The sequence below is a fragment of the Streptomyces sp. NPDC001220 genome (genome assembly GCF_053597895.1).
Map to the genome: position 1 here is coordinate 393,621 of NZ_JBSFJE010000003.1, position 21,899 is coordinate 415,519.

At 72.5% G+C, this 21,899-nt stretch carries 9 protein-coding genes; 5 read left to right on the forward strand and 4 right to left on the reverse strand.

The genetic code is table 11. The annotated features are described in order from the left end of the window. The first annotated feature begins 29 nt into the window (after window positions 1–29). The gene (locus ACWDGI_RS09795) at window positions 30–1,217 is read left to right on the forward strand and encodes a cytochrome P450 (RefSeq protein WP_450757140.1); all 1,188 of its coding nucleotides are present in this window, start codon (window positions 30–32) and stop codon (window positions 1,215–1,217) included. On the opposite strand, the gene ACWDGI_RS09800 is transcribed toward ACWDGI_RS09795, so the two are convergent. Further along, entirely contained in the window at window positions 1,218–2,204 is a 987-nt protein-coding gene (locus tag ACWDGI_RS09800; protein ID WP_450757142.1) for a GlxA family transcriptional regulator, read from the reverse strand. Window positions 2,205–2,306: 102 nt separating this feature from the next. Between ACWDGI_RS09800 and ACWDGI_RS09805 the strand changes: the two genes are divergently transcribed. After that, a complete protein-coding gene (locus tag ACWDGI_RS09805; protein ID WP_450757144.1) occupies window positions 2,307–2,945 on the forward strand; it encodes an HD domain-containing protein in 639 nt (212 codons plus the stop codon). An 18-nt stretch (window positions 2,946–2,963) separates the two neighbouring features. Here ACWDGI_RS09805 and ACWDGI_RS09810 read toward each other — a convergent pair whose 3' ends face one another. After that, complete coding sequence (locus ACWDGI_RS09810; RefSeq protein ID WP_450757146.1) at window positions 2,964–3,605, reverse strand: TetR/AcrR family transcriptional regulator; 642 nt, start codon at window positions 3,603–3,605, stop codon at window positions 2,964–2,966. Between the two features lie 142 nt (window positions 3,606–3,747). Between ACWDGI_RS09810 and ACWDGI_RS09815 the strand changes: the two genes are divergently transcribed. After that, complete coding sequence (locus tag ACWDGI_RS09815) at window positions 3,748–4,302, forward strand: cysteine hydrolase family protein (RefSeq protein ID WP_450757148.1); 555 nt, start codon at window positions 3,748–3,750, stop codon at window positions 4,300–4,302. 27 nt (window positions 4,303–4,329) lie between these two features. Here the strand turns inward: ACWDGI_RS09815 and ACWDGI_RS09820 are convergent, their stop codons facing one another. Continuing rightward, entirely contained in the window at window positions 4,330–6,852 is a 2,523-nt protein-coding gene (locus ACWDGI_RS09820; RefSeq protein ID WP_450757150.1) for a right-handed parallel beta-helix repeat-containing protein, read from the reverse strand. 40 nt (window positions 6,853–6,892) lie between these two features. After that, window positions 6,893–20,512, reverse strand: coding sequence for a hypothetical protein (locus ACWDGI_RS09825; protein WP_450757151.1), 13,620 nt, complete (start codon window positions 20,510–20,512; stop codon window positions 6,893–6,895). Between the two features lie 171 nt (window positions 20,513–20,683). Between ACWDGI_RS09825 and ACWDGI_RS09830 the strand changes: the two genes are divergently transcribed. Together ACWDGI_RS09830 and ACWDGI_RS09835 are read left to right on the forward strand one after the other, a co-directional pair. Next, entirely contained in the window at window positions 20,684–21,538 is an 855-nt protein-coding gene (locus ACWDGI_RS09830; protein ID WP_450757153.1) for a hypothetical protein, read from the forward strand. Between the two features lie 45 nt (window positions 21,539–21,583). Further along, window positions 21,584–21,895, forward strand: coding sequence for a hypothetical protein (locus ACWDGI_RS09835; protein WP_046730425.1), 312 nt, complete (start codon window positions 21,584–21,586; stop codon window positions 21,893–21,895). Window positions 21,896–21,899: the final 4 nt, after the last annotated feature.

The window sequence follows — 21,899 nt, forward strand, 5'->3', positions numbered from 1 at the left end:
GTCCACGACTCCCACCACGAGGAGCCACCATGGACTCCGAGACCCTGCTGACACGGATCACCGACTACGCCAGCCGTCCCGACCCCTACCCGCTGTACGCGGAACTCCGGGAGGCCGGACCCGTGGTGCGGCAGGCGGACGGCAGCTTCCTGGTCGGCGGCTACCACGACATCGCCGCCCTGCTCCACGACCCGCGGATGAGCGCCGATCCCCGCATCCGCGGCCAGGTGACGCACAAGCCGCCGTTCCTGCGGCTCGACGACCCGGAACACCACAGGCTGCGCACGCTGGCCATGCGGCCCTTCGGACCGCCCCACAGCCCGGGCCGTGTCGACGCCATGCGTGACGAGATCGACCGGATCACCCGGGAACTGCTGGAGCCCTTCGAGTCGGGCCGGCAGATCGACCTCGTCGACGACTTCGCCTACCCGCTGCCCGTCACGGTGATCTGCCGCCTGCTCGGCGTGCCGCGCGAGGACGAGCCGCTCTTCCGGGCCTGGTCCGACGTGCTGGTCGAGGCGGCCGACCTCAAGCCCGAGGAGGACGGCTCAGCGGGGAAGCGTGAGGCGGGCGACCAGGCACGGATCGAGCTGGGCGGGTATCTCGTGAACCTCGCCGAACGGCGCCGCGACGCCCCGGGCGACGACCTGCTCTCCGCCTTCGTCAACGAGCCGGACCCGGCGTTGCGGCTCACCCAGGAGGAACTCGCGGAAACCGCCGTGCTGTTGCTCATCGCCGGACACGAGACGACGGTCAACCTCATCACCAACGGGGTGCTCACCTTCCTGCGCCGGCCCGAGCACCTGGACCACCTGCGCCGCGACCCCGGCCTGCTGCCGCGAGCGGTCGAGGAACTCCTGCGCTACGAACCCCCGGTCCACATGCGCGAGCGCGTCCCGCTCACCGACATCACCGTCGGCGACACCACGCTCGCCCGGGGCACCTCCGTCATCCTGGTGCTGGCCTCGGGCAACCGCGACCCCCGGCGGTTCGACGATCCCGACCGGTTCGACCCCACCCGGCCGGACAACGAGCACCTCGGCTTCGGCAACGGCATCCACCTCTGCTACGGCGCACCGCTCGCCCGCATCGAAGCCCAGACCGCGCTCGGCGCACTGCTCCCCCTGCTCGGCACGGCGAGCCTGGTCCAGGACCCGCCTCCCTACCGCCAGAACGCCATGCTGCGCGGCCCCCGCCACCTGCCGATCCACCTGTGACTACCCGCTCGGGATCCGCAGGTCCGTCTCCCGGCCGCCGCCGGTCGTGCCGAAGCGGCTGCGGTAGTGGGTCGGGGTGGTGCCCAGGTGGCGGGCGAAGGCGCGGCGGAGGGTCTCGTCGGTGCCCAGGCCGCTGTGGAGCGCGGCCGAGGTGACACTGTGGCCTTCCAGGAGCAGTTGCTGGGCACGGTCCAGACGGACCCGCTCGACCCAGCGCGCGGGTGTGGTGCCCAGCTCGGCGCGGAACAGCCGGGTGAGATGGCGGGCGCTCACGGCGGCCGACGCGGCCAGGGCGGGCAGGCTGTGGTCGGCGGTCGGGTCGGCGAGCACGGACGCGACCAGCGTGCGCAGGAGGTCGCCGCGGGCCGGAGGGGTGGTGATGGCCGTGGAGAACTGGGACTGCCCGCCCGGGCGTTGCATGAAGACGACCAGTTCGCGGGCGATGTTCCGGGCCACGCCGGCGCCGTGGTCGTCCTCCACCAGGGCGAGGGCGAGGTCGATGCCCGCGCTGATGCCCGCCGAGGTGACGTACCGTCCGTCGCGGATGTGGATGGCGTCCGGCTCGACCCGCACCCGGGGGTATCGGCGGGCGAACGCGGCCGCGTGCCGCCAGTGGGTCGTCGCACGGCGGCCGTCCAGCAGGCCCAGCTCGCCCAGCACGAACGCGCCGGTGCACACCGAGGCGACCCGGTGCGCCCGCCCGATCAGTTCGCGGGCCGTGGCCAGCAGTTCCTCCTCGATCGGCCGCTCGGCCAGCCGGTCGCCGCCCGCGACCAGGAGCGTGTCGAGGGGGCCGGCGTCGGCCGCCGGGACCGTGCCGGCGAGCGCCAGTCCGGCGGACGTGGTGACCGTGCCGCCCTCCGGTGAGACCAGGACCAGCTCATAGGGGTCGGCGAGGCGGCCCGCCTGGTGCAGCACCTCCGACGGACCGCTGACGTCGAGCATGGTCACCCCGTCGAAGACCACAAAGCCCACCCGATGCGTCATGTCCGAATCCGTGGTTTTCCTGGCGGCAGAGACATGGCCCAGCGTACGCCGCCCGGAGAACCCTGGAGGCACACCACCGATCCGACATGGAGGCTGAGAAGGATGAGCGAAGAGATCGCAGGCGTACGGATCCCGGACACCGCCCTGGTGCGGGAGGCCACCGAGATGGTGCGGGACGTCGCCACTCCGCTGGTGTTCGACCACTCCCGGCGGGTGTTCCTGTGGGGCTCGCTGCGCGGCCGGGCCCTGGGACTGTCCTTCGACCCCGAGCTGCTGTACGTGGGGGCGATGTTCCACGACCTCGGGCTGACCAAGAGCCTGCGCCGCACCGACCAGCGGTTCGAGATCGACGGCGCCGACGAGGCCCGCACGTTCCTGCACGCCCACGGCATCACCGGCGAGCCCGCCGACCGGGTCTGGACGAGCATCGCCCTGCACACCACCCCGGAGATCCCGCTGCACATGGCACCCGAGATCGCCCTGGTCACCCGCGGGGTCGAGCTGGACGTCCTGGGCATCGGCTATCACGAGGTGAGCGACGAGCAGCGGACGGCGGTCGTCGCGGCGCACCCGCGCCCGGACTTCAAGAACCAGATCCTCGCCGCCTTCACCGAGGGCATCCAGGACCGCCCCGACACCACCTTCGGCAACGTCAAGGCCGACGTACTGGCCCACTACGTCCCCGGCTTCCGGCGCGGCGACTTCGTCGAGGTCATCAAGGGCTCCGCCTGGCCCGAGTGACCGGGCCGCGGCCCGCGGTCAGTCCGTCGGGTTGCCGCCGAACAGGGCTGCCACGATGTCGCGGAGCGGGTCCACGAGGTCGTCGGGGGCCGCTTCGGCCAGTGGCCGCAGGCCGACCGCCGAGCGTACGACCGCGACGCCCACCCCCAGTGCGACCAGCAGCTCCGCCCGCAGCAGGGCGTCGGGTGCCGATGCGGCACCCGACGCTTCGAGCACCTGCCGGCCGAACTCCTCCAGCGCCCGCCGGCGCAGTTCGGCCACCTGCTCGTCACCGGAGTCCCGCAACAGCATCAGCACCGGATGCTCGCCGAACTCCGCCCACGCCCCGGCCGCCAGCTGACGGCTGAGCGCCTCGGCCAGGGCGTCCCGGCCGTGCGGGAACTCCTCCTGACCGCCCAGGAACCGGGGCGTCGACGCCAGCGCCGCCTTGAACAGGCCCTCCTTGGAGCCGAAGTACCGCTTGACGAGCGCCAGGTTGACCCCGGCGTCCGCCGCGACGTCCCGCAGCGTCGTACGGTCGTACCCGAGCCGGGTGAACCGGGTGCGGGCGGCCAGGAGGAGCGCCCGGCGCGTCGCCGCCGCGTCCCTGCGCCGCCGTCCGCCGGCCGGATCGGCGGGATCGGCGTGATCGGGCTGCGAGGGTGCCTCGTCCGCTGACACGTCGGCTCCTCTCATGGACGTTCCCGCGGCCCGGGAGGGGCCCGTCGGTAAGTAATCGTGCGTTGACTTGGTCCTGGGGCGGGGCTACGTTACCAAGTAATCGCTTGATGACTAACGGGGCCGTGGGAAAGGAACATCGACGGTGCCTGAGCAAGCTCTGCTCGTCATGGACGTCCAGCAGGTCGTCACCGACCGGTTCGACGCCGACGACTACCTGCCGCGTCTCGCCAAGGCCATCGACGCCGCCCGCGCCGGCGGGGTCCCGGTGATCTACGTAGTCGTCGGCTTCCGCCCCGGATACCCGGAGATCAGCGCCCGCAACAAGATCTTCGGCGCCATGCCGAGCCGCGCGGCCGGCCTGGCCGGCGACGCCCCGGCCACGCAGGTGCACCCCGACGTGGCACCCGCACCCGGCGAGACCGTCGTCACCAAGCGCCGCGTCAGCGCCTTCGCCGGCAGCGACCTCGACCTGGTGCTGCGGGCCGGCGAGATCGATCACCTCGTCCTCACCGGCATCGCCACCAGCGGTGTCGTGCTGTCCACCCTGCGTCAGGCCGCCGACCTCGACTTCGAACTCACCGTCCTGTCCGACGGCTGCCTCGACTCCGACCCGGAGGTGCACCGGGTGCTCACCGAGAAGGTGTTCCCCAAGCAGGCGGAGGTCACGACCGTGGACGGCTGGGCGGCGACGCTCTGACGCCTGCCGGGTCCGGGGCCCGCGCCGTCAGTGTGCGGCCGGGTGGGGCAGGTCGTGGGCTTCCAGGCTGATCAGCTCCTCCGAGGTCGGGGCGGTCAGCTCGGCCACCCGCTGGGCCTGGCGTTCGGTCATCTCCTGGAAGATCTGCCGGGCCGAGCGGCCGTTGCCGAAGCCCTCGCCCCGGGGCATGGCCTCGAAGAGGGCGCGGAGTTCGGTGCGGGCCGTGGGCGTCAGTTCGTAGCGGTGCTGTCCGGCCTGGAACTCGACGATCGAGACCAGTTCGGCCGATTCGTAGTCCTCGAAGAGCAGGGTGCGGCCGAAACGGGAGGCGAGGCCAGGGTTGGAGCCGATGAAGCGGTGCATGTCACCGGGGTAGCCGGCGGCGATGACCACGACGTCGTCGCGGTGGTCCTCCATCAGCTTCACCAGGGTCGCCACGGCCTCGGTGCCGAAGTCGTTGCCGGCCAGCGCCGGGGCCAGCGAGTAGGCCTCGTCGATGAAGAGCACCCCGCCCAGCGCCCGGTTGAAGGCGGCGGTGGTCTTCGGGCCGGTGTGGCCGACGTACTCGCCCACCAGCGCCGTACGGTCGACCTCGATCAGATGGCCCCGGCGCAACAGCCCGAGCGCCTTGAGGAGACGGCCGTAGAGACGCGCGACGGTGGTCTTGCCGGTGCCGGGGTTGCCGGCGAACACCAGGTGGCGGCTGAGCGGCGGGGCCGGCAGCCCGGCCTCCTCGCGGCGGCGGACCGTCTGCATGAGCTTGACCAGGGAGCCGACGTCCTGCTTGACGCGGTCCAGGCCGACCAGTTCGTGGAGTTCGCCGAGCAGGTCCTCCAGGTTCTCCTCCGCCGGTTCCTCCGTGTCGTCGGCGGCGGACTTCGCGGTCCTGGGGGAAGGCGCCGTCCCGGGGGTGCCGTGCGCCGGGGCCGCGGCCGGGGTGCCGAAGGTCAGCGGGACGCCGTCGGCCGTGCAGTCCTCCAGGACCGGCTTGGCGCCCTCGTCGGTGCCCAGCGCCTCGGCGCAGTCACGGACCCGGCAGTGCCGGAACACCGGGTCGGCCCCCGCGGCGACATGCAGCGCGGGAAAGCCGGCGCGGGTGACGTCGAGCCCGGTGAAGGTGCCGCCCGCGCCCTCCGCGAGGAACACCCCGTTCTTGCCCGGCCGGTCGATGTGCAGCCCGGTCATCTCCGGCCTCGCGCCGGTCCAGATGACGGCACCGGAGCCCGCGCAGTCCTCGACCCAGCCGCCGTTCACCGTCGCCTCGGCGCCCTCGTCGACCACCAGCCCGGCCGCCCCGGCGCCGCTGATCCGGATCCCGGCGAGGGAGGCGGCGGCGCCCTTGGCGACCTGGACGCCGATCTCCCTGGTGCCGGTCACCGTGGAGTCGGCGACCGTGCTGCCGGTGGGCGAGCCGATGCCGATGCCGGCGGCGGACCCGGCGACCCGGCAACCGGTGAGCACGGCCACCGCCCGCTCCAGGACGCTCACCCCGGTCATCGCGACGTCGATGATCCCGCAGTCGGTCAGCTCGATCCGGGCCTCGCCCGTGGCGTGCACACCGTGCTCGGAACCGCCGCGCACCCGGCAGTCGGCGAGCCGCCCCACGGCCGTACCGGCCAGGTGGACCGCGCTGAAGGCACTGCGGTCGATCCGGCAGTCCGCCAGGTCCGCCTCGCCCGCTCCCGTCACCAGCAGCCCGTTGGCGCCCGCGTCGGCCACCGAGCAGCCGGACGCGCTGAGCCGCGCGGTCTCCTGCACCACCAGCCCGCTGGCGGCCGCCCCGCGGATCTTGCAGTCGGTCAGCTCGGCACGCGCCGAACCGGTCAGATGCACCCCCGCCGCGCCGGGCGTCTCGATGCGCGACTCCCCGGCGGTGGCCTCGGTGGCGTCCTCGAGGAGCAGGCCGGCCCGGCCACTTCCCGCCAGTACCGAGTCGGTCAGCCGCAGCCGGGACCGGCCGCGCAGCCGCACCCCGGACCCGGTCGTGCGCTCCAGCCGCAGCCGCACGGCGTCCAGGCTCGCGGTGCCGGACAGCACCACGCCGGTGCCGTCGACGCCGGTGACCGCCGTGTCCTCCACACGCGCACGAACGCCCCCCGCCAGATGCAGGCCGGCCAGCCGGGCGCCCTCCAGACGGCAGCGGCGCAGCACGACCGCCGTCGTACCGCCCTCCTCGTCGTCCGGGCCCTTCGCCTGCACCCGGCCGCCCTCCACCGAGCACTCCTCCAGGACCAGTCCGGCCCCGGGGGACACACTCACGGCGGGCCGGCCCGCGTCGGAGCCCCACACGGTGATGTTGTGCAGGGCGCAGTCCGGGCCGTCCACGGTCACCGCGGGCGCATCCCCCGGCGGCGCCGCGATCACGACGCTGCCCCGGCCGTGCTCCGCCGTGAGCACCACCGCGCGGTCCAGGACCAGGTTCTCGGTCCAGGTGCCGGGGGCGATCACCACCAGATCGCCGGGCGAGGCGGCGCGTATCGCCTCGCCGATGGTCCGGTACGCGCCCCGGCCGCCCTGACCCTTGGGCGCCACGGTGTGACGGGTGGTCATCTACGTTCCTCAGTGTCCTCGGTGATCGCCGCTGGCCCGATCATGGTGCCTGGTAATAGGTGGGACTGATGCTCGCACGATAGGCACTGGTCAGATAAAGCGACTGGATCGACTTCTCGAAGATCTTGAAGGGTAGCTGGATCCAGAAGTCGGCGAATCCCTGGCGGTGGAAGAGCCGGCTGCCCGCGCTCATCACGAACACGTTCTTGACCAGTCCGGTGGTGGCGGCCGTGGTGACCGAGGCGGCCGCGTTGATCCCGCCCTCCCAGACCGCGTCCCCGCCGTGCAGCTTCACGGTCTGGCCGTCGGCGTCGGTCACGCCCCACACGGCCGCGTTCATACTGCCGTTGACCCAGCCGGACAGCGCGCTGCTGAGAACGCCGAACGAGAAGTCGTAGGCACCGCCCCGCCAGCGGGTCGGCGTCTCGTTGCCCGCCCACTCGTTGACCCAGGTCTTGTCGTGGTTCAGCGGACGCCGGGTCCACGGCTTGCCGCCGTCCACGTTGGCGACACCGGCCTTGAACTTGCCGAGATTCTCGAACCCGAGAGCCCGGTTCTCGTGCACCGCGGTGCTCAGACCGGTCTTGATGGTCGCGCCGACCGCCGCGTTGGCGAACGACTTGAGCGCGTCCTTGCCGGTGAACGGCTTGTTCTGGACGGCGGCCACGATCCCGTTGACGGCGAGGTTCGCACCGAACTCCAGGATGAACTCCTGGCCGAACTCCAGCGCCGCCTTCTTGGCCACGCTCTGCCAGTACGGCTCGTAACGCGCCTCGCGCAACGCCGCGTTGCCGTCCGGCAGGACCGTGCCGGACCAGGGCATGCGCTGGGCCTCACGGGTCGTACGGCCCCAGCCGCGGATCTCGGTGAGCGGGCCGCGGAAGTCGTACTCGTTGCCGGTCAGCCGCCAGCGGTTGAAGGTGTCCCGCTCGAACACCAGGCCGTTGTCGGTGCGCTGGGCGATCAGCTCGCCCCGGTCGCTGTAGCGGTTCCACTGGCCGCGCCAGGAGTCGGTCTCCAGGAAGCCGGTGCCCTCCGCCTTCCGCTCCCGGACCACGCCGCCGTGGTCGTACTCCTTCCACACCGAACCCGGCGTGTTGGCACCGGTGTCGTACGTCCGCACCCGCACCGGACCGCCGTTGTGCACCGGGGTCTCGCGCAGGACGGTGGGCGCGGCGCCCTGCCCGTTGCCGGGCAGCGAGTCGCGGAAGTGGCGGGCGCCGGGCGCCCACTGGTCCTGCCAGGCGTTGCCGTGCCACCAGCGGCGGGTCTGGTTCGCCAGGGCCGGGTCCAGGGCCGTGCCGTCGCGCCGGAAGGCGTTGGCGCTCCACCGGCCGTCGGCGTCGCGCCAGGAGTCCACGTAGCTGCCCGAGTCGAGCATCCGGCGCTCGCGGACCAGCCGCCCGTTCGCGTCGAAGTCCCGGTAGGAGTCGTCCCAGGGCAGCCGGGAGTCGGTGGAGCCGCGGAAGAACTCCCGCTCGCCGGTGCCGACCTGGGCGCCGTTCGCGTCCAGCTCGCGCCAGGTCCAGCGGCCGGAGTCGGCGCGGCCGGAGCCCTGGATCACATGGTCCGGCTGGTTCGGCTTGGCGTGACTCTGGCCGACGAGGTTGCCGTGCGGGTCCCGCTCGACCCAGCGGCGGTTCGCCGGCAGGCCGGTGTACTCCCGGACCACCCCGCCCGGCAGCCCCTCGCGGGCGACGTGGGTGGTGCCGCCGGCGTCCTGGTGGACGTCCTGCCAGAGCCGGCCCGCCGGGTCGTTCGCGAGCGGCTCGCGGTAGCCCCTGACGTTGCCCGCCTGCCAGGGCTGGTCGGTGGGGTTCGTCGGGGCGTGGCCCGGACGCCCGGCGTGGTCACCGACCTTCAGGGAGGTGCCGTCGTGCAGTTTGCCGCTGAAGCGGGCGAAGCTCCCGTCGGCCGCCAGGTCCAGGGCGCCGCCGTCCATGCCGACGTACCGCACCCCGGAGGCGGCGACGGTACCGTCGTTCGCCTCCCTGCTCCAGGTGAACATCTGGTACGTGTTGTCGCCCCTCACGTGCGCGTACGGCGGCCGGGTGTGCTCGGCGCCGGTCAGCCAGCGGGTGCGCACCCAGGTCGGCGGGCGCTGCTCGCGCCAGCGGTCGGTGGTCAGGAAGCCGTCGCCGAACGCCTCGTGCCTGCCGACCTCCTTGCCGTGCGGGGAGTGCCGCTCCCAGGTACCGCGCAACGTACCGTCCGTGGCCATCGCGTGCTCCTGGTACTGGCCGGCCCGCTCGGGCCACTCGGCCATGCCCCACTGCCGCTGCGCGATGTCACCGCCGGCGGTGCGGTCGGTCCAGCCGCCGCCGAGGTGCTCACGGGTCCGCGGGCCGGAGGCGATCTCCCTGCCCGCGCCGTCGTAACGGTGCCAGGTCCAGCCGCCGTTGCCGTCGTCGACGCCCAGGGTGTGCCCGGGCCGCCCGTCGAACTTCTGCAGCCCGTCCCGGTACTCGCGCACCGTGCGGCCCCAGCCGTCGGTGTCGCGCCAGCCGGTGCCCGCCGTGTCGTAGTGACGGCTGCCGGTACCGGCCGGCGTGCCGCTGTCGTCCCAGCGCACCCAGTGGGTACGGGGGTTGGTGCGGGCGAAGGAGATCGTGTCGGTACGGCGGAAGGCGTCCACCGCGTCGCCCGCGGCACCGGGCAGCACCCGCCGTTCGAAGACCGGCACCCGGGCCTTGGTCGAGCTGAGCAGCCGGATGTGGCCGCTCGCCGCGCCGGAGAGGTCGGCGGTGCCGTGGTGGAAGGCGCCCGCGGGCGTCGGCGCCCCGCTCCGCAGGGTCCGCTCCCAGGTGCCCGCGGTGTGGTCGACGACGTACCGGAAGTCCGTGCGCCGCCCGTTGTCGAGCACGTTGAAGCCCTGCCGGACCGGGGTCCCGTCGGCGGCCAGATGCACGAACTCGCCGTGCCGCGGGCTGGTCGGGTCGTCGAACCCGATCCGGGTGGTGCCGTCGGGGCGCCGGACGGCGTCCCAGTGCGCGAGCCTGCCGCCCGCCCCGTCCTCCAGCCAGGCTGCCCCGGGGTGGGCGGCGGCCGGCGGCTCCACGACGAGGAAACGGCCGCCGTGGCCCGCGGGCAGCGGAGTGCCCGCGGCCGTGACGGCGCCCTGGCCGTCGTACCGGGTGAACGAGGTGTCGGCCAGGGTGGTCCGGTGGCCGCCGCCGGGCAGAGGGACGGTCTCCTGGACGAACCGGCCGGTGGCCTGGTCGAAGACCTGGTGGCCGCCGCCGGGAAGGGCGATCTCGATCCGGCCGGCCGGATCGAGGGTGACCGCGCGCGCCGGGTCCGGGGCGAAGGCGTCGTCCAGCCGGCGCGGGGCCGCGCCGAGCGGCCGGTCCAGACGCCCGGCCGGCAGGCCGTCGCGTCCGGTCAGCCGCAGCCCGTCGCCCGTGAAGCCGCCGTTGACGTCGAAGGTGCGGTGCCCGGTGTCGTGGACGGTACGGAAACCGCCGTTGTTCGGGAGCGCGGTGACGGTGTCGGGCAGCCGGTTGCCGTCGGCGTCGGTGAGACGGTGGCCACCGTCCCCGTCGGGCTCTGCGAACCGGCCGCCGCGCGGCCCGCCGGCCGGGTCGGCCAGCGCGGTCGAGGTGCTCACCGGGCGGCCCTGGGCGTTGTACAGCACCGACTCGCCGGTGACGTCGTCGATCGTGCGTGGCCGGTTGCCGCCGACCGCGACCACCCGCTGTGGCAGCGGCTGCCCCGCGGTGTCGGTGAGACGGTGACCGCCCGCGCCGTCCGGTACGAGGATCCGGCCGCCGCGTGTGTTCGTGGCGGGGTCGAACAGGGCGAGGCCGGTGTCCTGGTAACGGCCGTCGGCCGTGAACCTGCTGGTCGCGCCGCTCGTCTCGTCGGTCACCCGGAAGCCGGCGGAGCCGGGAAGTGCGGTGACCGTCTGCGGCTGCCGGGTACCGGCCGTGTCGGTCAGGGTGAAGCGGCCGGTGCCGTCGTCGGCCAGGAACCGCTGCCCGCGCGTGCCCTGCGGGTCGGTCAGCGCGACACCCGTCTCCTGGAGGCGGCCCTGGCCGTCGTGGCGTACGGACACCCCGGTCGTATCGTCGGTGACCCTGATGCCGTTCCCGTCACCCAGGTCCTGCACCCGCAGGTCCAGAGGGTCGCCCGCGAGATCGGTGACACGGACGTCGGTGCCGTCGGTGACCCACACCCGGTCGGTCCCGGCGGGGACGCCGTCCCGGCCGGTGAGCTGGACGCCCTCGTCGAGCCGGAGACCCAGGGCGTCCACGCGCTGGGTGACGCCGGTGTCCAGATGGGTGATCCGCGCCGCGTCGCCTGGCAGCGGGAAGGCGGTCAGCCGGTCGGCGCCGGGGCCGTTCACCGTCATGGTCTGGCGCAGGCCGTGGGCGTTGAGATCCGTGTGCAGACGCAGCCCCGTAGGCCGGCCGTCGGGCCCGTACAGCGGCATGTCGTCGGCGATCCGGTCGCCGTTCGCGGTGTACGTGGTGACGGTGTCCGACGGGGTGTGCCGCACGTCGAAACCGCCGTCCGGCCGGGCGACGACCGTGCGCAGCGGGTCCGGGTGCAGCTGCTGGTCGACCACCCGCAGCGTCACCGTGTTGTCCTGGGCCACGCTCCGTTCGATGGTCAGCCCGTTCGGCCCGCTCACGCCCGAGTTGTTCAGAGCGACGTGGTTGACCGCGGGCGGGGCGGTGTCGGGCAGCGTGGCGAGCTTGCCCGCGCCGAGCGTGGCGCCGCGGTGGGTGGCCGCCACCTGGATCTCGTGGATCCGGGCCTCGATCTCGGTCGGATGGATGCCGAGGTCCTCCAGGTTCCGGTAGGCGGTGCGGAACCGGTCCTGAGCGGAGACCAGTTCGTGGTTGAGCTGCACGTCGAATTCGCTGACACCCTGTGATGTGCTGGCGCCGCCCGGCCGGCCGCGCAGATCCTCGACCCGGTTCAGTTCGATCCGGGCGGACGACAGCTCGACCCAGGCCTCGCGGAACGGCCGGCCGTCGCCGCCGAGGAGTTCGTCGAACCGCGCCGAATCCTCCGCCCACGGCGTCTCCCCGGGCTGCCGGGAGGGCGCGGCCGGAGCCTTGCCCCGGTCCGGCCGGTCCGGCGCCACGGGGGTGGTGTCGCCGTCCAGCCGGGCGGGTGCGTCGAGAGTGGTGTCGCCGTGGAGAGGGGCGGCTGCCGCCGGGCTCGTGTCGCCGTCCAGCCGGCCCGGTGCGGTGAGCGTCGTGTCACCGGTGTTCCGGAGCGGCGGGGTGCCGTCCAGCAGGCTCAGGGCGTCGTTCTGCCGTTGGGCCCGCGCGGACCTGTCCATGCCGTCGAGCGTCGTCTGGAGCCTGGTCTGCGTGAGCGGCGTCGTGCCGCCGGCGTCGAGGGCGGTACGGATGCGGCCGGCCAGCCCGTCCGCGCCGCCGTCGAGCCGCCGGAAGTCGTCGAGCAGCCGGTAGGCGTCCGCCTCGGCCCGCACCTGGTGCAGCAGCTGTTGCACTCCGGCCCGGCGGACCGAGTCCGGGCGGTCCCGCAGGAAGCGCCCGGCGGCGTCGGCCAGGTCGTCGAGGGCTTGGGCCCGGCGCGCCAACTGGTCGGCGGGGACGCGGTGGAAGGCGTCCAGGGCACGGTCGACGTACCGGATCTGCGAGCGGGCGCGGATGCCGTTCTCCCGGTACGTGCTGCGACGGAAGGCGTCCCGGTCGAGGAGGTCGGGCGTGGCCGGGTGAGCGGTACCGGGCGCCGTCGTGCCGGTGGTGTCGCCGGTCCGCCGGGGCGGCCCGAGCATGTCGTCCAGGACGGCGTCCCCGAGCGGCCGCGCGGGCCGGCCGTCCCCGAGCCGTGTCCCGTCCCCCGGGGGCATCGAGGCGAAGTCGCCGTTGCCGCCACGGTGGGGTGCGGCCGAGTGGATGTCGTCGAGGTGCGGTGCGGCCGTGTCGGACTCGGTGGGACGGGGCGGGGTGCTGTCGGTGTCCGCGAGGTGGGGTGTGCGCGTCCCGGTGTCGGGGAGGTGCGGTGTGGTGGTGCCGGCCCCGGTGAGACGGGACGGAGGCGTGCCGGTGTCGAGCGGGTGCGACTGGAAGGTCTCCGTCCCGGTCTCGGTGAGACGGTGCGGTGTGGTGGTGTCGGAGAGGTGCTGCGGCGGGATCTCCGCGTCGAGGGGGTGCGAGACGGTGGTGTCGCCCTCCTTGAGCAGCGGCGGGGCCATCTCGGAGTCGATCCGGTGCGGCGCCGGGAGCCGCGTGTCGGTGCCGTGCGGCGCCGCGGAGTCGGTGTCGAGGTCGTGGGGTGCCGGTGCGCTGGTGTCCAGGCTGTGGGACGGGAGGCCGTCGCCGGTGAGCGTGGGGGTCTTGGTGTCGGGGCCCGACTGGGTGTGGGGAAGCTGGGGTTGGGCGTGGGCCGGTGTCGTGTGGACGTCGGTCGCGCCGGACCCGGACGGCGCCGCTGTCCTGGTGTCGGCGCCCGGCCGCAGGAACAGCCGGCGGCCCTCGTCCGTGAAGTGGAGGCCGGCGGAGTCACCGTGGACCAGTCCCGCCCTCGACAGGTGCTTGAACGCCTTGTCGAAGGCGGTCCTGCCCAGGTCGACGGCGGCCGTGGTCTGCGTGCCGACCTTGGAGTCCGGCAGGGACCGGAAGCCGTCCGAGTTGGCGAGCGCCCGGACCATCTTCTTCATCTGGTCGGTGATGCCCGGCACACCCTTGAGCGCGTCCTCGGCCAGTTGCGAAAGCTCGCTCAGGTTGGGGCCGTTCGCCCCGGCGGCCGACGAGGAGGTCCCGGCGCCCTGGTTCTTGCCCGGCCTGGGCTGTGTCTTCGCGCCCTCGGGCCTGGCCTGCGGCTTCAGGGCGTCGAGGCGGGTGTTGATGTCCTTGAGGAGCTGCTCGCGCTGGTCGAGCAGGGTCTTCGCCATGTCCTTGCGTTCGCCGACGGCGGCCGCGTGGAACTCCTGGGTCAGTTTGACCGACTGCTCGGCGTGCGGCTGCGCCTTGTTGAGGTTGTAGCGCAGCGCCTTGTTGTTGCCGCTCTTGACGGCGTTGTCCGCCTGCCGCACCCGGTCCGACGCCTCGTCGAAGGCCTTGCCGGCGGCCCGTGCGGCCGGGTCGACCGTGCCGTCGGCGAGATAGCGTCCGTCGCCGTCCGCGTCATGGACCGCGAGCGGTGACGGCCACTCGCTCGTGGCATGGCTCCCGAACGGGTTGATGGGCAGCCCCGAGCCGAACTTCGCCTCGGGCCGGTACAGCTTGGAGATGACCGAGCCCAGGTCCTCCGGACTGCCGGTGCCGGCGGCGAGCAGCTTGAAGACGTCGTCCTTGAAGGCGCCGCCGATGAGACGGACCTCGCGCACCACCGACAGGGCGAGCGCCTCCTGCACGTGTTCGCCGTGGAAGACCTCCTGTTCGAAGGAGACCTGCCGAGTGCTGTGGTCGGGGTACTCGTACGTCCAGCGGCCCCGCCTGCCCACCTCATCGAAGCCGTCGTCGTACTTCGCGCTGCGCACGACGTCGTCGCCGACCTTCAGCTGGTTCATGGTGTCGCGGTCCAGCGGGTGCAGCTGGTCGTGGAGCGAGACCCAGCCGCCCTTCTCCTCCAGGACCTTGGCGTCGAAGACGAGCGTGGTCGGCCCGTACCGGGTCGCCATCGGCTTGTCGCCGACCTCCATACGGAAGAACACGAAGTCGTCGTTGCCCAGATTGGAGGTGTTCTTCGCCGAACTCTTGCCGGACGCGAGGAACTTGACGCCCCGGCGGGTCAGGTCGCCCTGGGAGGACATCACACCGGTGTTGGCGATGGCGTGGTAGGCCGGAGTGGCGTGCTTGATCCGGTAGGGCAGGTTCTCGAGCCTGTCCCGCAGCTGCTGGAACTTCAGCCGGTCCGCCTCCGGCAGGTCCTTCAGCAGGCCGTCCACGTCGGCACGCAGGTCCGCGATGTTCTTCTCGGACAGCTTGCGCACGAAGTCGTGCTGCTGGGACCTGGACAGCTTGTCGAAGCCGTCGAAGTTCTCGAACACCTTCTGCCACTGGGCCTCGGTCCCGGGCAGTACCGCCTTCCACTGCTCTCCGCTGTGCACCTCGCCGAACGCCTGGTTCTCGCGGTAGCGCCGCAGGAGGTCCGGGATGCCGCGCCGGACCCGTTCCACCGAGGCGTCGGTGCCGAGGAAGCCCTTGAGTACGAGGCCGTCGCCCGGCTTCGCCGCCTTGACGGCGTCGTCGACCAGCTCGGCGAGATGGTGGGCCACGGCGGCGACGGGCGTGTGCTGGTTGCGCAGCGTGTAGGTGCCCCCGAAGCGGGCGGCGTCCGTGACATGGCCCTGGAGGGCCGCGTCCAGGTCCTTGGCGGCGTTCTCGAGACCCGCTGCCAGGCCCTTGAGCTCACCGGGGGGAGTCGTACCGGCCCTCACCAGGTTCTCGAGCTCGTTGGCGAGCCGCTGGACGGTGACCGACTGGGACTGGATCTCCTCGCCGGTCCGGATGAACTGGTCCGAGCGGACGGGGCCGTCGCCCGCGCCACGTGAACGGACGTCCAGATCCCGTGCGTGGGTCTGCAGTGCCCGGGCCCGGTCGATGTCGCCGGCGCCCGCGAACTGGTCGACGAGCTGATTCAGTTCACGCTGCGAGAGCAGGCGGTTGTCGAGTTCGTGCTGGAGCGCCTCGTCGAGTTCGCGGGTGGCGTCCTTGAACCTCGTGTCCGCCTCGGTCAGGTCCGCGTTGGCTTTCGCGATCTTGTCGGCGTCCTTGCCCAGCTGCGTCTGCGCGATCTCCGCCTGCTGCAGGTCCTTGTGGGCCTTGGTCTGGTCGGTCAGGATCTCGTTCAGCCGCCTGGGCGGTGTCACGGAGGCCGCGCCCGTCTCGCCGTGGGCGGCCACCGCGGGCGGGGGAGTCGCGTCGTTCGCCGTGGTGACCGTGCCGCCGAGCAGGCGGGGCCGTTCCTTCAGACTGAGCTGCCGCAGGGCGCCGAGGTCGGCCTCCATCCGCACCGGATCGACGCCGAGTTCGGTCAGGCGGTGGTGGGTGGCGTCGTACCGCTGCTGGGCGATGTCGACGTTCTCGCGGGCGCGGATCTCGTCCGGCGTGGGTCCGCGGGAGCTGCCCGCGTGCCCGCTGTTCGGCAGCAGATCCTCGGCCCGGCCCAGGTCGTACCGTGCCTGCACATGACCCCGCCAGGCCTCGCGGCGCGCCCCGCGCAGCGGGTCGTCAAGGTGGCCGAAGAGCGCGTCGACCCGTTCGCCGTCCCGGAACCACGCCTGCTCGATCTCGGCCGGGGTGAGCCGGGGCCCGCGCCCGGGCAGCTCCTGACCACCGGAGTGCGGGGCTTCCGGGCGCGGCGTGGATGTCGTACCGGGGGTGCTCCGGGCCGGGCTCGGGACGGGTGTGTCGGTATGGGCCGTGGCGGCGGCCGGGCCATGGGTGTGAGTCGTGGCGGCGGCCGGGCCATGGGTGTGAGTCGTGGCGGCGGCCGGGCTCGGGACGGGCGTGTCCGTGTGGGCGCCGGTGTGGACCGGGCTCGGCAGCTCCCCGCCCCATGACGTGGGTGTCGGCAGGGAGCTGAGCAGCTCGTTGTTGTGGAGGACGTGGCCGCGCAGGTCCGCTGCGAGGTCGTTGAAGCCGGTCCCGCTCCACTCCCTGGTGAAGGTGCGGTCGCCGCCGGTGATCGTGACGGAGACCGCGTTGTCGTCCACCTTGTGGGTGACGGTGACGGTCATCTCGTCGGCGAAGCCGGGGCGGCTCACCGTGAACGTCCTCACGTTCGGGCCGTCACCGCCCTCCCGTACGACCGCGTCGCCGAGCCCCTCCCAGCGGCGCATCGCGTCCTGCCCGAAGGCGCGGCCGAAGTCCTCGAACGCCTCGCCCGACCGTAGCCCGGACCACTTCTCGTTGATGAGCTTCTCGAGCTGGCCCTCCGGGATCTGCTCGGCGCGCACCGGGACGACCGTGATGCCGTCCTCCACCCGGGCCGGCCCGGTCCGCACCAGCCGGGTCGGCGAGAGGGTGACCTCCCACTGGTCCTGGTTGAGCGCGAGGGCGTCGTCCGCGGCCTTCTGGTATCCGGGCGGGTAGGCCATGGCGAGCTTGCCGTGGTCGGCCGGTACGTCGATCTCGAAGACGACGCGGTTGCTGTTGACGCCGTTCTTCGCCCACTCCGCCTGGAAGGCGCGGTTGTTGGAGGTCGAGGCGGGCAGCCGCTCCACGAACACGTCGGCCTGCGCCGCTCGCGGGTCCATGGACACGCCCCGCCAGACGGTCATCCGCTGGTTGGGGCCCTCGAACATCAGGTCACCGGCGACCTTGTTGAACTGCTTGACCTTGCCGACCAGGCCCGGACTGGCCTCCAGGGCGCTGGGGTTGACGAAGCCGCCGTACCCCTTCTTCGAGGTGAAGGCGCCGCCGATGACGCCCTGCATGAACAGCTTGGTCTCGTTGTCGGTGGCGGCCCTGCCCATGTGGCCGCGGGCCGCGTGGGCGGCGGCGTCCCAGCTGTCCGCGGACGTGCCGGTGAGCTCGGCCGGGCGCGGGGGCGGCGTGACGTCCGGGGTGGACGACCGCAGCAGCTCACCGGTGGACCGGCTGTAGACGTGGCTCCCCGAGGTGGAGGCGACGACGATCTCGTGCTCGCCGCCCAGCTTCGCCGGCCAGGTGCCGGTGGCGTCGGTCAGGGAGTCCACGGACTTGCCCGCGACCTTGACGCTCACCCCGCTGAACGGGCCGTCGCCGAACCGCACGGTCTCCTCGGCGAGCCGGATGCCGCCCAGCCGCTTGAAGGTCCAGCTGTGCACCACGGTGCCGCCGACGGCGTCCAGCTGCCGTACGACGAAGCCCGTGCCCTGCTTCTCCACGGTGTACCGGCCCGACTCGACCGCGCCGCCGTGGAGTTCGGGTGCGCCGCCGCGCGGTGCCTTGACCGCGAGCTGGTGGTCGCCCGGGACCTTGACGACGTTGGGGTCCTTGAGGAGATCGTCGAAGGCGCCTGTGGTGTCGGCGGTGTGGGCGGCCGGCGCGGGGGAGGAGTGGCCCGGCAGCGGGGTGTGGGTCCCGGGCGGGGTGGGGGCGGCGTGCGCCGGCAGGTCCTCGGGGACGTGCGCGGAGGTGCTGTTGGCCGAGCCGGCCAGGCCCTTGTCGGCGTCCGTGTGCGTGGGCGCGCCGGCGAAGGCGGGGCTGTCGGTGGTGCGGGCGCTGCGGCCGGTGTCGACGAGGTCGAGGGCGGCGCTGTTGCCGTGCGCGCCCGGGTGTCCGGAGCCGCCGGGGGAGACGGGCGCCGGGTCGTGCGGGGCGCCGTTGCCGGCGAACCGGTCGGGGGTGCCGGCGTTCCCGGGGTTCGCCGTGAGCCGGTCCGGGGTCGTGACGGACGCCGGGTTCGTGGTGAGCCGCTCGGGGCTGACCGGCGGCGTCGTGGTCGTGCTGTGCAGCAGTTGCTGCGGCGGGGTGCCAGGGTGCGGGGTGCCGGGGCTCTGGACCAGTTCGTCGAGGTGCAGCCGGGTCTGGTTGGCCGACAGGGCGCTGGTCGTGCGGTCGGCCAGGGCGTTGCCGGTGCCGGGAGCCACCGGGGTGTTGGGCGTGCTGTGGCGGGTGCCGGCCAGCAGGTCGAAGGCCGAGTTGCCGGCGTCGACGCTGCCCGGACCGCCGTGCCCGATCCCGGCCGGGGACGGGTGGGACACCGTGGTGGGGCCGGTGAGCAGGCTGTTCGGCGCGGTCACGTCGTGCGGGGCCCCGGGCGTCGGGGTCGAGTTCAGCGCGGTGTGCGCCACGTTGGTGCCGGGCGTGCCGGTCAGGGTCGTGTGGGCGGCGCCGAGGCCGGGCGTGCCGGGCGCGTGGACGGTACCGACACCCGGGTTGCCGGTGAGCGCGGAGTGCAGGGTGACCGCGGCCGGGTTTCCGGTGGAGATGTCACCGAGCGTGCCGGCGACCGGCGGCGGGGTGGCGTGGGTGCCGGTGAGGACGGTCGTCCCTGGTACGTGGGTGCCGTTGTGCGCCCCGCCCGGCAGCAGCACGTCGGCGGTGGACGTCAGGTTCGTCGGCGTCGGGTGCAGCCCGGTGAGTGTGGTGTGGGCACCGCCGGTGACGCCGGTCACCGGCGTGTTGGTGAGGCCGTGGGTGGCGCCGGGGACACCGGCCGACGCGGGCAGGTGGAGGCCGGAGGCGGTGGTGACGGTCGGTGTGGCGCCCACGCTCACCCCGACGTCCGAACGCCCGCCCAGCGCGCCGAAGTTCTCCACGTGGACGTTGCCGAGCTGCACGTGGGGCATGTCGACCAGCGCGTCCACCGTACGCGCGGCGTGCACGCCGAAGTTGCCGCGGTGGGCGATGGCGCCCACGTCACCGAGGTTCAGGGACGGCGGACGCAGGGTCGAGGTGACGTCCAGGTGCGTGCTGGGCAGGTTGAGGTCGAGGTTCCGGATGCTGCTCTGACCCGAACCCGCCCCGAACCGCACCTCGTTCAGCTGGATGCGCGGCATGTCGACCAGCGCGTCCACGGTGCGCGGGTCGACCGGGACCGAGCTGATCGTGCGGCCGATGCTGCTGGTGATCGGGGCGCCGAAGACGTGCTGCCCGAGCACACCGCGGTCGAAGAGGCTGATCCGCAGGGCGCGCGCGAAGCCGTACTCGCCGATCTCCGCCGCGTCCACCGGCAGGAAGATCCGCAGCCACTTGGTGCCGCCGAACTCCTGGCCCACCCAGGTCTTGGTCGCCTGCCAGCCCCTGGAGAACGTCTCGGGCAGCCCGCGCACGAACCCGGGGATCCCCTTGAGGCCCTGCACGACGGTCAGGCCGGCCGTGTTGATCCCGCGGCCGATGATGCCGGGCAGGTTGTGGATGCCGTCAAGGACCCACAGGCCGCCCTTGTAGACCCAGGTGCTCCCCAGCTTGACCAGGTCCTTCAGGCCGAGCAGCAGGGTGGTGGGGCGGAAGCCGTTGGTGAACAGGTTGCGCAGGGCCTGGAAGGTGCCCCGGGCGATGTTGGCGAAGCCCTTGGCGAAGGCCGTCGTGGTGACGCCCTTGATGATCTGGAAGATCGGCAGCGCCTTGGTGGTGGGCGCCAGGATGCCGAGCCCGGCGAGGAACAGGTCCAGGAAGCTGGCGTCACCGTTGGCGAAGTCGACGATCGTCTTGATGAAGAGGGTGAGGTTGACGCCGAGGGCGAGCAGTGCGATCGGCCCGCCGAAGATCAGCGCCGGCACGATCAGGATGATCGCCAGCCACTGGAACGCCTCCCAGAACAGCTGGCACTTGGAGATCGGCAGCTGGATGTTGGAGACACCCGAGATGCTGCCGGCCGCGGCCGAGGCGCCCTCGCCGTGCTCGGTGCCGGCCTGCCGGGCCGTCGAGGCGTAGGTCTCCCGGTTCGAGTCGTCCTCGGAGAGCCCGCGCCCCGAGTTGAGCGCGCCGTCGGCACGGGACTGCAGCTCGACGAGCTTGTCCGCCCAGGTGCTCAGCGCGGTCGCCGCGGTCTCGAAGGACTGCGCCACGTCCTCGACGTGCCCGCGCAGCCGGTCGTTGACCTTGTCGCGCAGGGCGTTGGCGGCCTCGCCGACGAAGACGCTGTCCCCGGCGGTGTTCATGACCGCGTCGATCGCCGTGCTGATGCGCCGGGCCTCGGAGCCCAGGTGGTTCAGCTCGGTGGACAGCGTCCGGATCTGGTCGGGGTCACCGGGTGTGGGGTCGCTGTCGAGCCCGATCGCGTTCCAGTCGGTCGGGCGTGGCATACGGGTTCCTCCCGGAAGCTGCGGGGCTCGGGGCGGTTCCTCCCCAACAGACCACGCCACAGCGCTCGCTGCGGTTCACGTGATGTGGGTTACACCCGCCGTTCCCGGTGAACCGGCGGGACGCCTGCGGCGTGGTCCAACTGACCGGAGTCTCGACTGGGAGGCCCACGCATGGCCGACAGCCTGAAAATCGAATACAACGTCCTCAACGACGCCAAGCGGGACCTGGAGAGCCTGGCCGGCGACATCGGGCCGCTGCTCGACAACAGCACGTTCTCCCGGCTGGGCCAGACGGACTACGACGGATACACCTCCAGCGAAGCCCTGACGGTCCTCGGTGACCAGACCCTGGCCGACGCGCTCTCGGGTTTCTACTCCAACGCGAGCAGCACCATGTCCCACGCGGACAAGGGCCTCAAGGAGCTGGCCGGCGCCTTCGGTTCGGTGGGCGAGGCGTTCCTGTCCTTCGACTCGGAACTGGCCCAGGGCATGGGCATCACGGGCAGCAACCTGGGCCTGCAGAACTACTTCCGGGACAAGGACCTGTGGGACTACAAGCAGTCCCACCTCGACCAGTGCGTGCCCGGCCCGGACGGCACGATGCCGGACTTCTGCTCCGCCACCGACCCGGGCGCCCCGCCGCTGGACCAGACGATCAACACCGAGCGGGGCAGCGTCCACACGCACCTCACCCTCGACGACCAGCGCCATGTGATCAAGGAGGAGTCCACCGTCACCTACGACGGCAAGACGTACACCTCGGTCACCAACTACTCCAGCGACGGCAATCACTACACCACGGACACCTCCTACCCGGACGGCAGCACCGTCCACTCGGAGACCAACCTCAACTCCGACGGCAGCGGCACGATGGTCACCACCGGCAGCGACGGTGACCGCACCGAGTACACCCGTGGCCCCAAGGACGCCAACGGCAACCAGCCGGACTGGCAGCAGACGGGCGGCAACACCGATGACGACGACGGTGGGGGCAACGACTACAACAGCACCCCCGCCGCCTGGTGACGACCCGACCACCGCAACGAGACCGACAGGAACGGACAGGAACCCATGGCCAGCTACAACGGCATCAACCTCGACTACCACAAGATCGAGGAGGTCGTGAGCCTGCTGCACGACGCCCACGAGAACCTGCTGCCGGTGCTCAGCAACCTGCGCAACCGGGTCAACACCCTCGTCGACGACGGCATGGTGTTCCAGCAGTCCAGTGAGGTCATCCGCACGACCTACAACAACTTCGACACCAGCCTGCTGGCCGCCGTGAAGGGCATCAACGACTTCTCGGAGATGTTCAACGGCATCAAGGAGAACGCGATCCAGTTCGACCAGGGCATCAGCAGCAGCCTGCAGAACAACTCGTAACTCC